General features: G+C 67.9%; 7 protein-coding genes and 1 tRNA gene. 3 read left to right on the top strand and 5 right to left on the bottom strand.

Annotated elements, in window-relative coordinates; genetic code table 11:
• Positions 1-51: 51 nt before the first annotated feature.
• A tRNA-Gly gene (locus tag AC1D2H_RS10425) sits at positions 52-125 on the bottom strand.
• 109 nt (positions 126-234) lie between these two features.
• Here AC1D2H_RS10425 and AC1D2H_RS10420 point away from each other — a divergent pair.
• Positions 235-1,017, top strand: coding sequence for a hypothetical protein (locus tag AC1D2H_RS10420; protein WP_478010870.1), 783 nt, complete (start codon positions 235-237; stop codon positions 1,015-1,017).
• Between the two features lie 21 nt (positions 1,018-1,038).
• On the opposite strand, the gene AC1D2H_RS10415 is transcribed toward AC1D2H_RS10420, so the two are convergent.
• From AC1D2H_RS10415 to AC1D2H_RS10405, 3 genes are all read right to left on the bottom strand, one after another.
• The gene (locus AC1D2H_RS10415) at positions 1,039-1,974 is read right to left on the bottom strand and encodes a diguanylate cyclase (protein WP_478010869.1); all 936 of its coding nucleotides are present in this window, start codon (positions 1,972-1,974) and stop codon (positions 1,039-1,041) included.
• A 5-nt stretch (positions 1,975-1,979) separates the two neighbouring features.
• On the bottom strand, positions 1,980-4,577 hold the full coding sequence (locus tag AC1D2H_RS10410; RefSeq protein ID WP_478010868.1) for a response regulator: 2,598 nt from the start codon (positions 4,575-4,577) through the stop codon (positions 1,980-1,982).
• 147 nt (positions 4,578-4,724) lie between these two features.
• The gene (locus AC1D2H_RS10405) at positions 4,725-6,401 is read right to left on the bottom strand and encodes a bifunctional metallophosphatase/5'-nucleotidase (protein WP_478010867.1); all 1,677 of its coding nucleotides are present in this window, start codon (positions 6,399-6,401) and stop codon (positions 4,725-4,727) included.
• A 438-nt stretch (positions 6,402-6,839) separates the two neighbouring features.
• Between AC1D2H_RS10405 and AC1D2H_RS10400 the strand changes: the two genes are divergently transcribed.
• Positions 6,840-10,301 (top strand): TonB-dependent receptor, encoded by a 3,462-nt coding sequence (locus AC1D2H_RS10400; protein ID WP_478010866.1) that lies wholly within the window; start codon positions 6,840-6,842, stop codon positions 10,299-10,301.
• Between the two features lie 92 nt (positions 10,302-10,393).
• Here AC1D2H_RS10400 and AC1D2H_RS10395 read toward each other — a convergent pair whose 3' ends face one another.
• Positions 10,394-11,878 (bottom strand): NAD-dependent succinate-semialdehyde dehydrogenase, encoded by a 1,485-nt coding sequence (locus tag AC1D2H_RS10395; protein WP_478010865.1) that lies wholly within the window; start codon positions 11,876-11,878, stop codon positions 10,394-10,396.
• 370 nt (positions 11,879-12,248) lie between these two features.
• Between AC1D2H_RS10395 and alaS the strand changes: the two genes are divergently transcribed.
• Positions 12,249-14,873 carry an alanine--tRNA ligase gene (gene alaS / locus AC1D2H_RS10390; protein ID WP_478010864.1) on the top strand — a complete coding sequence of 875 codons (2,625 nt, stop codon included), beginning with the start codon at positions 12,249-12,251 and terminating at the stop codon, positions 14,871-14,873.
• The last annotated feature ends 14 nt before the right edge of the window (positions 14,874-14,887 follow it).

Below are 14,887 nucleotides of genomic sequence, written 5' to 3'. Positions count from 1 at the left end.
GTAGCCGTGCAGACCTGCGCTGATGAACGTATGGGGCCGTTTTGGCCGCGGTGGAGCGGGATGCGGGAATCGAACCCGCGGCTCTAGCTTGGGAAGCTAGGGTATTGCCACTATACGAATCCCGCGCTCGGTCCGCATTCTAGAGGCGCTCCGCGCACCCCGTCCTCCATCGGCAGGATGGACGGCGGACGCGGCTTCGGGCCACAGTGCCGCAACCTAGCTGCCGGCCACCCCATGAGCGACCCCGTACCGCCCAACGCCCTGGACACCTTCATCAAGTACGCCGCGCCCTTGCTCGCCATCGCGACGGCGGGCCTGTCGTTCTACGTGGCCATCACGACGCGCGAGACCAACCAGCGGCTCGCCGCCACGCAGGCCGCTTCCAGCGAACTCAAGCTCAACAGCGAGCGCTACGACCTCGCCCCCCGCCTCGTGGCCGAGCTGGGTGCGCAGAACGCCGCCGAGTTCGCCGCCACCGTGCGGCAGCAGCAGATGCCGATGAAGGTGCTGGATGCGGCGCTGGAGAGCCAGCTGGTCGAAGGCAGCAAGAACTGGGCGGCCGGGCGTCACCTGATGACGGGGGCGGGCCCGACCGGCCTGTACCTGCGCCAGATCGTCTACGTGAAGCTCAGCAACCTGGGCAAGACGGCCACCAGCGACCTCAAGCTCGTCGTGCGCCAGAAGGATTTCGGCCTCACCGGTAACGGCACCCAGCTCAAGCGCTACGGGGAGCTGGACACGCAGGGCGACGGCTGGACGGAGCACTCGCTGCCCGTGTCCGACCTGATGGAGCAGGGCGCTGGCGACCAGGGCATGGCCACCAAGCTGCTCATTCCGCTGGCACAGGTCTCCGGCGGCGAGTACTACTTCGGCCGCGTGCTGGTGCCCGTGAAGCTGGTGTGGACGGACAAGCGCCAGGGCAAGGCCGACGAGTTGCCCGTGCGTGTCGCCCAGTCCAGCGCGCTGGATAACCAGCTCATGAGCGCCATCCTCGGCATGTCGACGACCTCGCGGTGAAAGTCCCGGTGGCGCTGGAAGTCAGCCTTCAACCCAGCTGACGCGGCCTCGTCCGGCCGCCTTGGCCAGATACAGCGCCTTGTCCGCCGCCTCCACCAGCCCCTGACCCTGCGCCCCCGCCGACACCCCCAGGCTGATCGTCACGCAGCCTTCCACCCCGGGGTGCGGCAGTGACAGGGCTCTCACGGTGTCCTCCATCAACTGCGCCACGCCGATGGCCCCGGCGAGGTCGGTGTCTGGCAGCAGGCAGACGAACTCCTCGCCACCGTAGCGCGCCAGCAGATCCGTCGGCCGCCTCAAGCAGGCTCGCAACGCTCCCGCCACGCGGCGCAGGCAGTCGTCTCCCGCCAGATGCCCCAGCGCGTCGTTGTAGCGCTTGAAGTGATCCACGTCCGCCAGCACGATGGCCAGCGGTGCGCGCGTGCGTTGCGAGCGGCGCGCCTCGGCGATGAAGCGTTCGTCGAAATGGCGTCGGTTGTGCACGCCCGTCAGGCCGTCGACAAAGGCGAGCTCGCGCAGCAGATCCGCCTGGGCCTTGAGCGTCAGCTGCGTCCTGACGCGGGCCCGCACGACGGTGGGGTTGAAGGGCTTGGTGATGAAGTCGGCCGCACCGGCGTCCAGCGCCCGGGTCTCGTCCTCGGGCAGGTCCTGCGCGGTCACGAAGATGACGGCGATGGAGCGCAGCAGCGGATCGGCCTTGAGCTCGGCGCAGAGCTGGTGGCCGTCCATGCCGGGCATCTGCACGTCCAGCAACACGACGTCGGGCTGGCGGTCGCGGCAGAGCTGCAGGGCGCGGCCGCCGTCGGTGGCCATCAGCACCTGGCAGTCGCTGGCGAAGACGCGATGCAGGGCCTGGATGTTGACGGGCTGGTCGTCGACGAGCAGCAGGCGCGGGCGGCGGCCCGGCGGCGCCTGGCCCTGCGTCAAGGGGGCGCGGTCGGGCAAAAAGAGTTGCATCATGCTTAGGCCTCAAGCGTCGTGCGCAGGCGGCGGCACAGCGTCAGTGCGGTGCCGAAATCGAGGGCGTCCATGGCCGAGTCGAGGGCGGTGGCGGTGTCTTCATCGGCTTCCTGCCGCAGTCGCTCGCGCAGGCCCTGGTGGACGTCCAGGGCCTCGAGATCGGCGCCGTCGAGCAGGTCGGCGAGGGCCCCCACGCGTTGGGCGAGGCTGCCCGGTGTGGCGGGCCGGTCCTGCGCGGCAAGGTCGTCATGCAGCGCCTGGCGGGCGTGCAGGTCGGCGGCGAGCCGGTCCAGCGCGGCGAGGTCGGCCTGGCGGCGTTCGAGAAAGCGGCGGCGCCAGTCCTCATCGGGTGCGCCGGCATGTTCGCCTTCGGCGGCCAGCGCGGCCAGCTCACCGGCGCCCAGCATGGCGGCCAGGCCGCGGTAGCCATGCAGGCCGCGGGTGGCGGTGCGGCCTCCTTCGGCCAGCGCCTGGACGAGCTTGCGATCCTGCTCGTGCAGGGCGGCCAGCGTGCGCTCGAAGAGCTCGACGCGGCCGGACATGCGCGCCAGGGCCTCGGCCAGCGCGATGCCGGCGCGGCCAGCGTCGGCCAGCAGGGTGGGCGGCAGCTCGGCCGCGGCGGCCTTGGCTGCCGTGGGCGCGGCGCCGCAGCGCCGCCTGAGCACGGCCACCAGCACATCGGGGTCGAAGGGCTTGCCGATGTGCTCGTCCATGCCGGCTTCCAGGCAGGCCTGGCGTTCGGCGTCCAGGGCGCCGGCTGTCATCGCAATGATGGGCAGGGTCAGGCCGAGCTGGCGGCGGATCAGCCTTGTCGCCGTCGTGCCGTCCATGACGGGCATCTGCACGTCCATCAGCACGGCGTCGAAGCTGCGCCGGCCGCGGGTCTGGGCGAGCAGGGTCAGGGCCTGCTGGCCGTCGCCGGCCAGGCTGACCTGGGCCCCTTCGAGTTCGAGCAGCTCGCGCGTGACCTGCTGGTTGCCGGGGTTGTCCTCGACGACGAGCAGGTGCAGGCCGGCCAGGCGCTGCGGTGCAGCTTCGGGTGGGTCGCCATCACTGCAGCGTGCCTGGATGGCCGCGCTGACGGCCTGGCTCAGCATGGTGGCGGTGATGGGTTTGACGAGGAAGCCATCGAGCAGGGCTTGCTCGGCCGCGCTGCGCTGGGCCAGGCGCTCGCGGTCGTGGCTGGTGACCATCAGGATCAGCGGCTCGGGGCCGAGGCGCTGGCGCAGGTGCACGGCGGTCTGCCAGCCGTCCATGCCGGGCATGACCCAGTCGAGCAGCACGACCTCGGGCGTGCCGCTGGCGATGAGCTCCAGCGCCTCGGCGCCGCTGGCGGCCAGGCGCGCCGTCCAGCCCAGAGATTGGGCCAGCGTGCCGATGACGCGACGCGCTTCGGGGTGGTCGTCGATGACCAGGGCCTGCAGGGCCTGGCGCGGTGCCGGGGCGACCTCTTCGGTGGGCAGGGGAAAGCTCAGCGTGAAGCTGAAGTGGCTGCCGAGGCCTGGGCTGCTTTCGAGGTGGATGTCGCCGCCCATCAGGCGCACCAGGCGGCGGCTGATGGCCAGACCCAGGCCGGTGCCACCAAAGCGCCGCGCCGTGGAGGCCTCGGCCTGGGCAAAGCCCGAGAAGATGCGCTGCTGCTGCTCGGGCGCGATGCCGATGCCGGTGTCGCGCACCGAGAAGGCGAGCACGACGCCGCTGGCGCTTTGCGACACGCGCGAGATGCCGAGCACGACCTCGCCGGCCTGCGTGAACTTGAGGGCGTTGCCGGCCAGGTTGATCAGCACCTGCTGCAGGCGCAGCGCGTCGGCCAGGATGACCGGGGGCAGGGTGGGGTCGAGGTCGAAGATCAGCTCGAGCTCGCGCTTGTCGACATTGGCGGCCAGGATGACGGAGAGGTCGCGCAGCAGCTCGTCCAGGCGCGTGGGGTGCGGGTCCAGGCCGAGGTGGCCGGCCTCGATCTTGGAGAAGTCGAGGATGTCGTTCAGCAGGCCGAGCAGGCCGCGCGCGGCGCCTTCGCTCTTGACGGCGTAGTCGCGCTGGCGGGCGTCCAGCGGCGTCTTCTGCAAGAGGCGCAGCATGCCGAGCACGGCGTTCATCGGCGTGCGGATCTCGTGGCTCATATTGGCCAGGAAGCGCGTCTTGGCCTGCGAGGCGCGCTCGGCGGCCAGCCGCGCCTGGGCCTGGGGTGTCAGGTCCAGCACGGTCAGCACCAGGCCGCCATCGGGCAAGGGCGCGGTGCGGGCCTCGATGAGGCGGTCGCCGGTGCGATAGGTCTCGAGGCGGTTGGGGCGCTGGTCGCGGCCCAGGGCCAGGGCCGCGTCGACCGAGGCGCGGGCCTGCTCGCCCTGGCCGTAGTCGCCGCGGGCGGCGAAGAAGAGGATGAGGTCGTCGAAGCGCAGCGGTGGCTCTTCGAACAGCGAGGCCGGTACATTGAGCAGGCGCTCGAACTCGGCGTTGTGCACCAGCAGGCGGCGCTCGGCGTCGAAGACGGCCAGGCCGCAGGGCAGGTTGGCGATCACTTCGCGGATCAGCGGGCTGGGCGAGGCGCTCGTGGCCGCAGGACCGGCCCGAGGCTGGGCGTCACCGCCAGCTTGCATGTCCCATGCCATCACGCCCCCGAGCCGCTGTTGCCCGGCCAGCAGTGCCGGGCGCTTCGAGTCTAGGACGGGGCAACCATGCCGCCGTCGCCGGGTCGCTACAAGAAGTTACAGGTTTGCCCTAGGGCCCTGTCTGCGTGCGTTGACTCACTCTCGCACGATGCGGCCAGCGGCGGCCTGGGCCACGGCCTGGGGGTTGTCGCGCAGCAGTTCGACGAGGGCGTCGATGTCGGTGCCGAGCACGGCGCGGTCGCGGCCATGCTTGAAGCCGGTCTGGGCGTCGCCGCCTTCGGACAGGAAGTTGTTGATGACGACGCGGTAGTTGCGCGCGGCATCGACCGGCTCGCCGTTGATGCGCGGGTCGACGAGCTGGGCGGCGCCATCGGCACCCGCGCGCCAGCGGTAGCGCAGCGTCGACGAGGGCTGCAGCATGCGCGGCGCGGCATCGGCCTTGGGCAGCTGGCGCTGCAGGATGTCCAGCAGCTGCTGGCCGCTCAGCGTCACGGCGACGATATCGTTGCCGAAGGGCTGGATGGCGAGCAGGTCGCTCATCGTCGTCGGCCTGCCGGGCTTGACAGTCAGGTCGGCGCGGATGCCGCCCGGGTTCATGAAGGCCACGTCGGCCGGACCCTGCTTGCGGGCGAAGGCGAGCTGGCTGTCGGCGATCAGATTGCCCAGCGTGGAATCGCCGTTGGGCTCCTTGGCGCTGCGCACGGCGCCTTGCGTCAGCGTGGTGACCGGCTTGTTGCGCGCGGCTTCGGTCAGCGCGGCGGCCTGGGCGACCAGCGCCACCAGGGCCGGGTTGGGGGCATAGGCCGACTGCAGCACCGGGTGGTTGACGGCCTGGGCGTCGATCACCTTGCCGGCGGTATCGAACTTGAGGTGGCTTTCGGTGATCCAGCCGCCATAGCTGCCGGCTTGGACGACGAGGCGGCCGTCGATCTTGCAGGTGTAGGCCTGGTGGGTGTGGCCGCCGATGATGATGGCGTAGGCCGGGTCCAGCCGCTTGGCGATGTCCTGCACGCGGCCGGTCAGCGTCGGGCAGGTATAGGTCGGATCGTTGGCGCCGCCGTCCTTGCCCTGTACGCCGCCTTCATGCATGACGGCCACCAGCACCTGAGCGCCCTCGGCCTTGAGCTGGGGCACCAGCGCGTTCAGCGTGTCGGCCTCGTCGGCGAAGCGGATGCCCTTGATGGCCCGGGCGACGATGACATGCGGCGTCTCCAGGGTGGCCACGCCGGCGATGGCGACCTTCAGCGCGCCGGCCTGCTTCAGGACATGGGTGGGCAGCAGCGGCTTGCCGGTGTTGGCGTCCAGCACATTGGCGCCGAGATAGGGGAAGCCGGGGCCCTTGTAGCCCGGCCACAGGCAGCCTGCCGCGCCGCATTCGCCGCGGGCCTGGCGCAGCAATTCGGGCAGGCCGGCGTCCAGCTCATGGTTGCCCAAGGCGCTGGCGGCAATGCCGAGCTGGGACATGGCCGTCAGCGTCGGCTCGTCGCGCAACAGATTGGAGATCAGCGGCGATGCGCCGATCAGGTCGCCGCCGGCGACGACCAGCGCGTCGGGGTTCTTGGCCCTCAACGTGGCCAGGGCCGTTGCCAGATAGGCCGCGCCGCCGGCGGGCTGGGCCTTGATGGCGCCCGTCGCGTCGGGCAGGCGCGGCAGCAGCGGCGTCGGGTCGGCGGGCTGGATGTTGCCGTGGAAGTCGTTGATGGACAGCAGCGTCAGCTCTGTCGGGGCGCTGGGCTGCTGGGTGGCGCAGCCGGCGAGCACGGCGCCCAGGATGAGGCCGGCACCGAGTCGGAAGGGGTGGGTTGGGACCATGACGAAGCTGCTTGGAGGAGGCTGGGATCTTGGAGGTCGGTTTGTAGCGCGAGTTTGTCGCGGTTTCGCTACATCGCGGGCGCTCCGGCGCTAGGTTTACATTCCAGTAAAGATTGCACCAACTCGGTGCAAACTAGGCCCCGCTTCATGGGCTCAGTTCCGTATTGCCCTGTCCAAAGGGCCCGAAACGGGGTCGATGTCGCCGGCAGGCGACGCACTGTCGCAGTGCCTCACGCCGGGCGCCAGTGTCTGAAACGGGCCACTTCTGACTTACCCGTAAAGTTCTGTCACAGAAAGTCATGACAATTCCGTCACCGTAGCGGCCGCGCCCTCTTTGGGCGCCGCAGACGCGACAGCGGCGAGCGCTTCATGACGCTTGCGTGACCACTTTCGACACATCAGCCGCGGGCTGCCGCGCGCACAACAGGAGTGATTGGGATGAGCAACAGGTTTGGGTCTGGATTCCCGTTGTCGGCGCTGTGCGCCGCCGTGGCCATCGTGGCCGCCGCGCCCGCAATGGCGCAGAACACGACGGCCGCCATCGGTGGCCGCGTGGTGACCGCCGAGGGCAAGCCCGTGGCTGGCGCCACGGTGACCATCCTGCACCGCGAGTCCGGCTCGGCCAACACGCTCGTCACCGACGGCGAGGGTCGCTACAACATCCGCGGCCTGCGCGTCGGCGGTCCCTACTCGGTCACGGCCGTCAAGGGCTCTGACAAGAACAGCCAGGACGACATCTACCTGCAACTGGCCGAAAGCCTGAACTTCGACATCCGCCTGGGTGGTCAGACGCTGGAAGCCGTGGTGATCACGGGCAGCGCCGCCGCCAACAACAAGTTCGCCGCCTCCAGCGGTGGCGCCGGCACCAGCCTCAGCCGCCAGGACCTGGATGCCTACGCGTCCATCGCCCGCAACCTGCAGGACTACGCCCGCCAGGATCCGCGTCTGGCCCAGACCGACAAGGAGCGCGGTGAGATCTCGGCCGGCGGCCAGAACTCGCGCTACAACTCGATCACCGTCGACGGCGTCAAGATCAACGACACCTTCGGCCTCGAAGCCAACAACCTGCCGACGATCAAGCAGCCGATCTCCATCGAACTGATCCAGTCGGTGCAGGTCAACATCTCGAACTACGACGTCTCGCAACAGGGCTACACCGGCGCCAACATCAACGCCGTGACCAAATCGGGCACGAACGAGTTCAAGGGCAGCCTGTACTACGTCTACCGCGACGACGAGATGGGCGGCCGCCGCTTCAATCGCACGACCGGCACCCAGTTCGATTTCCTGCCCTACAAGGAAACCACCAAGGGCGTGACCCTGGGCGGCCCGATCATCAAGGACAAGCTGTTCTTCATCGCTGGCTATGAAGAGCTGAAGAGCAACCGTGCCCAGCCCGAGTTCGGCCCCGCCGGCGGTGCGCTGACCAACGTCGCGATCTCGCAGGCCGCCATCGACGCCGCTGCCAAGATCGCCAAGGACAAGTACAGCATGGACATCGGCACGCCGAACGGTCCGGCGCCCGTCACGGTCAAGGACTCGCTGCTCAAGCTCGACTGGAACATCAGCGAGAACCACCGCGCCAACCTGAGCTACAAGAAGACCGACCAGGCTGAGACCAACTTCGGTACCTACAGCGCCACCGGCCTGAACCTGACCTCGTGGTGGTGGAACCAGAAGAAGACCATCGAGACCCTCGTCGGCCAATGGTTCGCCGACTGGACGCCGAACTTCTCCACCGAATTCAAGCTTTCCAACCGCGACTACAACAGCGTCCCGCAGAACACCGTCAACGCGCCGGCCATCGGCCTGCAGTTCTCCGGTCCGGCGCCTGCCGGCTCTGCGGCTGGCGTCAACACGGGCAGCCGCTTCCTGAACTTCGGTACCGAGCTGAGCCGCCAGTTCAACGTACTCGACACCAAGACCGTCGACGGCTACTTCGCTGCCAACCTGGTGCTCGGCGACCACGAGCTCAAGGGCGGTGGCGACTACAGCAACAACAAGGTCTACAACGCGTTCTTCCAGAACGTGAACGGCAACTACACCTTCAGCTGCCAGAACGGCTACGCCTACACCACGGTCCCGGGCCTCAATGCGGCTGGCAACAACCTGAACTGCGGCACTGCCACGAACGCCCAGATCGACGCTGCCGTGCTGGAGAACTTCCAGCGCGGTCGCGCCAGCTCCTACCAGGTGCAGGTGCCGGTCGCTGGCGGCACGCTGGACGCCGGCATCGCCAAGTGGGCCATGGCCAACAAGGGCCTGTTCCTGCAGGACACCTGGGCCGTCAACAGCAAGCTGAGCCTGACCTTCGGCCTGCGCTACGACCAGATCACCACGGGCGACCGGCCCCAGGCCAACGCCGCCGTGGCAGCCGCCCCCATTGCCGGCAGCATCAATGGCCTGGCGGTGACGCGCGCCACGGGTGGCCTGAGCCGTGACAACACCGTCACGGCCGATGGCAAGGACCTGGTCCAGCCGCGCTTCGACTTCAAGTACACCATCGACGCCAAGGCCGACCAGAAGAAGCAGGTTCGCGGCGGCTTCGGCCTGTTCCAGGGCTCGGCAGCCAATGTCTGGATGTCCAACCCCTACTCGAACACCGGCCTGGCCACGCGCGTCTTCGGTTGCGGCGGCTCGTTCTCGGCTTGCCCGACCACCGATGGCCTGTTCAACCCGGATCCGACCAAGCAGCCGACCAACTTCAGCAACGCCACCCCGGCCGCCAACGTCGACCTTCTGGATCCGTCGCTGACGCAGCCGTCGGTCTGGAAGATGAACCTGGCCTATGACGCAGAGCTGCCCTTCGGCCTCGTCGCTGGCGCAGAGTGGGTCTACACCAAGGTCAAGAACGGCATCTACTACCAGCATCTGAACCTGGGTGCCCCGACCAAGACGGGTGCTGACGGTCGCGAGCTGTACTACACGCCGTCTGCCTACAACCCGGCCTGCTGGACCGCCACGGGCGGCACCATCACCACCGGCGCTGCCTGCGCCGTGTCGGCCACCAACGGCGGCGTGCGCAACCGCGCCCTGTCGAACGCGTCGTTCGGCAACGTGCTGCTGGCCACGGGTACCGAAAAGGGCGGCGGCAATGCCGTCACCCTGTCGCTGGGCAACCAGGCCAAGTCGGGCATTGCCTGGCAGGTCGCCTACACCCGCACCTCCGCCACCGAAGTCAGCCCGCTGACCTCGTCGACGTCGAACTCGAACTACAACTCGCGCTCGGTGTTCAATCCGAACGAAGACGTGGCTGCCAACTCGGCCTACCTGATCAAGGACCGCTTCAACGCGTCGTTCAGCTGGTCCAAGGCCTTCATCGGCAAGTACAAGAGCTCGGTCGGCGTGTTCTATGAAGGCCGCAAGGGCAAGCCCTACAGCTGGACCTATCGCAACGACCTGAACGGCGACGGCATCTCCGGCAATGACCTGATGTATGTGCCGACGGGCTTCGGTTCGGGCGAAGTGGTCTTCCTGGGCGACACCGCCACGAACAAGACCAACGAAACCCTGTTCTGGAGCATCGTGGACGCCAACAAGGCTCTGCGCGATGCCAAGGGCTCGGTCGTGTCGCGCAACAGCGCCTACTCGCCGTTCGTGAACAGCTTCGACGTTCGCTTCAGCCAGGAACTGCCAGGCTTCACCGCCAAGCACAAGGGCTACATCAGCTTCGACATCCTGAACTTCGGCAACCTGATCAACAACCGCTGGGGTCGCACCAACGAAATGGCCTTCGCCTCCGCAGGCGGTCAGCGTCGTACCTTCGTGAACTACGTCGGTCTCGACCCGAACGGCAAGTACATCTACCAGGTCAACCCGGTGGTGGACGACTACACGCTGCGCCAGCAAAAGGGCGAATCGCAGTGGGCCATGCAGATCACGGCCAAGTACGAGTTCTAAAGCACAGAGCAAGAATGGCAGGACCGCCTCATCGGTCCTGGCAAAGCAAAGGGGCCCCAAAAGGGCCCCTTTTTTATTGCTGCGCGAACCGGCTATTTCTGGATGTCGCCCAGGCAGAGGTATTTCACCTCGACATAGTCCTCGATGCCCTGGCGCCCGCCTTCGCGGCCCAGGCCCGATTGCTTGACGCCGCCAAACGGCACCTCGGCCGTCGAGATCAGGCCGGTGTTGACGCCCACCATGCCGTACTCCAGCGCCTCGCCGACGCGGAAGATGCGGCCGATGTCGCGGCTGTAGAAATAGCTGGCCAGGCCGAACTCGGTCGAGTTGGCCAGGCGGATCGCATCCTCTTCGGTCTGGAACTTGAAGATGGGCGCCACCGGGCCGAAGGTCTCCTCGCGCGAGCACAGCATCTGCGGCGTCGCATCGGCCAGCAGCGTCGGCTCGAAGAAGTTGCCGCCGGCCGTCTCGATGCGCTTGCCACCGGCCAGCAGCTTGGCGCCCAGGGCGATGGCGTCGGCCACGTGGGTTTCCACCTTCTGCAGCGCGGCGTCGTCGATCAACGGCCCGACATTGATGCCCGCGTCAAACCCGTTGCCCGTCTTCAGCGCGCCGACCTTGGCCGCGAACTTCTCCAGGAAGGCGTCGTAGACACCCGCCTGCACATAGATGCGGTTGGCGCAGACGCAGGTCTGGCCGGCGTTGCGGTATTTGCTGGCGATGGCGCCTTCGACGGCCGAGTCGAGGTCGGCATCGTCGAAGACGATGAAGGGCGCATTGCCGCCCAGCTCCAGGCTGAGCTTCTTGATGGACGGCGCGCACTGCTTCATCAGGATGCGGCCCACCTCGGTCGAGCCGGTGAAGGACAGATGGCGCACGACATCGCTTTCGCACAGCACCTGGCCGATCTCGATGGATTGCTGCGAGTCGGCCGTCAGCACGTTGAGCACGCCCGCCGGCATGCCGGCCTGCTGGGCCAGCTCGGCGGCGGCCAGGGCCGTCAGCGGCGTGGCCTCGGCCGGCTTGATGATGACGGTGCAGCCGGCAGCCAGGGCTGGGGCGACCTTGCGCGTGATCATGGCCAGCGGGAAGTTCCACGGCGTGATGGCCGCGCAGACGCCGACGGCCTGCTTGATGACCAGGTAGCGCTTGGTCGGGTCGGTCGTCGGGATGGTCTCGCCGTAGACGCGCTTGCCCTCCTCGGCAAACCAGTCCAGGAAGCTGGCGCCATAGATGACCTCGCCGCGCGCCTCGGCCAGGGGCTTGCCCTGTTCGGCCGTCATCAGCCGGGCCAGGTCGTCGGCATGCTTGACGAGCAGCTGCTGCCAGCGCACCAGCACGGCGGCGCGCTCCTTGGCCGGCTTGGAGCGCCAGGCATTCAGCGCATTGGCGGCGGCGGCGATGGCCGACTGGCCTTCAGCGCGGCCCAGATTGGGCACCTGGGCCAGCTCGCGGCCGGTGGCGGGGTCGGTGACGGCAAACGTGGCGGCGGCACCCACCCATTCGCCATTGATCAAGGCTTGGGTGCGCAGGAGGCCGGGGTTCTCCAGGGCGTCCAGCGGGGAATTCGCGTCCATTCGGGGCTTCTCCAGTCGTATTGACAGCCACTCTACCCGCGGGATGAGGGCCTACTGGCGCTACGGCAATACGCCGCGTTGTAACCAAAAGGGTCGCAGGCAAGGCGCAAACCGCAAGCCGGGTGGGTACCCGGCGAGGATTTGCAACGCCGCATGCGACCTCTCTTGGTGACAACCCTTCGGGAAGGCTCGCCGTCTGCGCCCACTCAGCGTTGCGCCGCTGGCCCGCACGCGAGTGCGGGCGGCGCGTCACGCCTTGATTGGTCACAGACGGCGAGCCTTCGCGGCGCATTGCCGTAGCGCCAGTAGGCCCCGCCCCCTCTCTACAATCGCCCCTCCTTGTCACAGACCTTTTCCAGGAAGCCCCGGGATGAAAGCCGCCGAGATCCGCCAGACTTTTCTGAAGTTCTTCGAGTCGAAGGGCCACCAGATCGTCGCCTCCAGCCCGGTGGTGCCGGGCGACGACCCGACGCTGCTGTTCACGAACGCGGGCATGAACCAGTTCAAGGACGTCTTCCTGGGCTTCGACAAGCGCGCCTACAGCCGTGCGACGACCAGCCAGAAGTGCATCCGCGCCGGCGGCAAGCACAACGACCTGGACAACGTCGGCTACACGGCGCGGCATCACACCTTCTTCGAGATGCTGGGCAACTTCAGCTTCGGCGACTATTTCAAGAAGGACGCGATCAGCTATGCCTGGGAGCTGCTGACGGTCAACTTCGGCCTCCCCAAGGACAAGCTCTGGGTCACCGTCTATGAAGAGGACGACGAGGCCTACGACATCTGGAACAAGACCGTGGGCGTGCCCGCCGAGCGCATCGTGCGCATCGGTGACAACAAGGGCGCGCGCTACATGTCCGACAACTTCTGGATGATGGGCGACACGGGCCCCTGCGGCCCCTGCACCGAGATCTTCTACGACCACGGCCCCGACGTGGCCGGCGGCCCCCCGGGCTCGCCCGAGCAGGACGGCGACCGCTACATCGAGATCTGGAACAACGTCTTCATGCAGTTCAACCGGACTGAAGACGGCGTGATGCACGCGCTGCCCAAGCCCAGCGTGGACACCGGCATGGGCCTGGAGCGCCTGGCAGCCGTGCTGCAGCATGTGCATTCCAACTACGAGATCGACACCTTCGTGAACCTGCTCGCCGCGGCCAAGAAGGCTGTCGATGAAGCAGGTGGCGGCGACTGTGATGCGACAAGCCCGTCGCTGAAGGTCATCGCCGACCACATCCGCGCCTGCTCGTTCACCATCGTCGACGGCGTCATCCCGGGCAACGCCGGCCGTGGCTATGTGCTGCGTCGCATCGCCCGCCGCGCCATCCGCCACGGCTACAAGCTCGGCGCCCGCACGCCGTTCTTCCACAAGCTGGTCGCGGCGCTGAGCGCCGAGATGGGCGAGGCCTATCCGGAGCTGCGCGCCGCTCAGGCTCGCGTCACCGACGTGCTCAAGCAGGAGGAAGAGCGCTTCTTCCAGACCATCGCCACCGGCATGGAAATCCTGGAAAGCGCCCTGGCCAAGGGTGGCAACGTCGATGGCGACACGGCCTTCAAGCTGCACGACACCTATGGCTTCCCGGTCGACCTGACCGCCGACGTCTGCCGCGAGCGCGGCGTGACGGTGGACGAGGCGCGCTTCAACGAGCTGCTGGAAGAGCAGAAGAACCGCGCTCGCGCCGCCGGCAAGTTCAAGATGGCGCAAGGCCTGGCCTACAGCGGCGCGCCGACCGAGTTCCACGGCTACGAGCACCTCGTCTGCGAGCACAGCAAGGTCACGGCCATCTACGTGGACGGCGCCCAGGTCAATGAAGCCCAGGCCGGCGACGACGCCGTTGTCGTGCTCGACCACACGCCCTTCTACGCCGAGAGCGGCGGCCAGGTCGGCGACGCCGGCGAGCTGCGCAACGGCACGACCCGCGTCGTCGTCGCGGACACGCTGAAGATCCAGGCCGACGTGTTCGGCCACCATGGCCAGGTCGTTGAAGGTTCGGTCAAGGTGGGCGACGTGTTCGTCGCCCGCGTCGACACCGAGCGCCGCGCCAAGACCGTGCGCAACCACAGCGCCACCCATTTGATGCACAAGGCCTTGCGCGAAGTGCTGGGCGCCCATGTGCAGCAGAAGGGCTCGCTCGTGAACGCCGAGCGCACCCGCTTCGACTTCGCGCACAACGCGCCGATGACGGCCGAGGAGATCCGCGAGATCGAGGCCCTCGTCAATGCCGAGATCCTCGGTAACGCCGGCGCCAATGCGCAGGTGATGGCGCTGGACGACGCGCAGAAGTCGGGCGCCATGATGCTGTTCGGCGAGAAGTACGGCGAGACCGTGCGCGTGCTGTCCATCGGTTCGTCCAAGGAACTCTGCGGCGGCACACACGTGAAGGCGACCGGCGACATCGGCCTGTTCAAGATCGTGTCCGAGTCGGGCGTTGCCGCCGGCATCCGCCGCGTCGAAGCCGTCACCGGTGACAACGCGCTGGCCTATCTGCAGTCGCTGGAAACCACGGTGCAGGGCGCCGCGATGACGCTCAAGACCTCGCCGCACGAGCTGGGCGCCCGCCTGCATGCCGTGCTGGACCAGATCAAGTCGCTGGAGAAGGAGCTGACGGCGGCCAAGAGCAAGCTGGCCTCCGCCCAGGGCGACGAGCTGCTGGCCCAGGCCGTCGACGTCAAGGGCATCAAGGTGCTGGCCGCCAAGCTCGAAGGCGCCGACGCCAAGACGCTGCGCGAGACCATGGACAAGCTCAAGGACAAGCTGAAGACGGCGGCCATCGTGCTGGCGGCTGTGGACGGCGACAAGGTCCAGCTCGCGGCCGGCGTGACGGCCGACAGCGTGGGCAAGGTCAAGGCCGGCGAGCTGGTCAACTTCGTCGCCCAGCAGGTGGGTGGCAAGGGCGGCGGCAAGCCCGACCTGGCCATGGCCGGCGGCACCCAGCCGGCCGGCGTGGCGGCCGCGTTGCAGAGCGTCGCGGCCTGGGTGGCCGAGCGCGTTTGAGGAAAACTGCCCCT

This window comes from Roseateles sp. P1_C1_2, assembly GCF_056406535.1.
The sequence above is the reverse complement of the archived record's forward strand: the minus strand, read 5'-3'. Positions and strand labels throughout refer to the sequence as shown.

Bases quoted from the DNA above. Each gene is read 5' to 3' on its own strand.
- alaS (WP_478010864.1), top strand. From the start codon at position 12,249: ATGAAAGCCGCCGAGATCCGCCAGACTTTTCTGAAGTTCTTCGAGTCG.
- AC1D2H_RS10415 (WP_478010869.1), bottom strand. From the start codon at position 1,974: ATGCAACTCTTTTTGCCCGACCGCGCCCCCTTGACGCAGGGCCAGGCG.
- AC1D2H_RS10410 (WP_478010868.1), bottom strand. From the start codon at position 4,577: ATGCAAGCTGGCGGTGACGCCCAGCCTCGGGCCGGTCCTGCGGCCACG.
- AC1D2H_RS10395 (WP_478010865.1), bottom strand. From the start codon at position 11,878: ATGGACGCGAATTCCCCGCTGGACGCCCTGGAGAACCCCGGCCTCCTG.
- AC1D2H_RS10400 (WP_478010866.1), top strand. From the start codon at position 6,840: ATGAGCAACAGGTTTGGGTCTGGATTCCCGTTGTCGGCGCTGTGCGCC.
- AC1D2H_RS10405 (WP_478010867.1), bottom strand. From the start codon at position 6,401: ATGGTCCCAACCCACCCCTTCCGACTCGGTGCCGGCCTCATCCTGGGC.
- AC1D2H_RS10420 (WP_478010870.1), top strand. From the start codon at position 235: ATGAGCGACCCCGTACCGCCCAACGCCCTGGACACCTTCATCAAGTAC.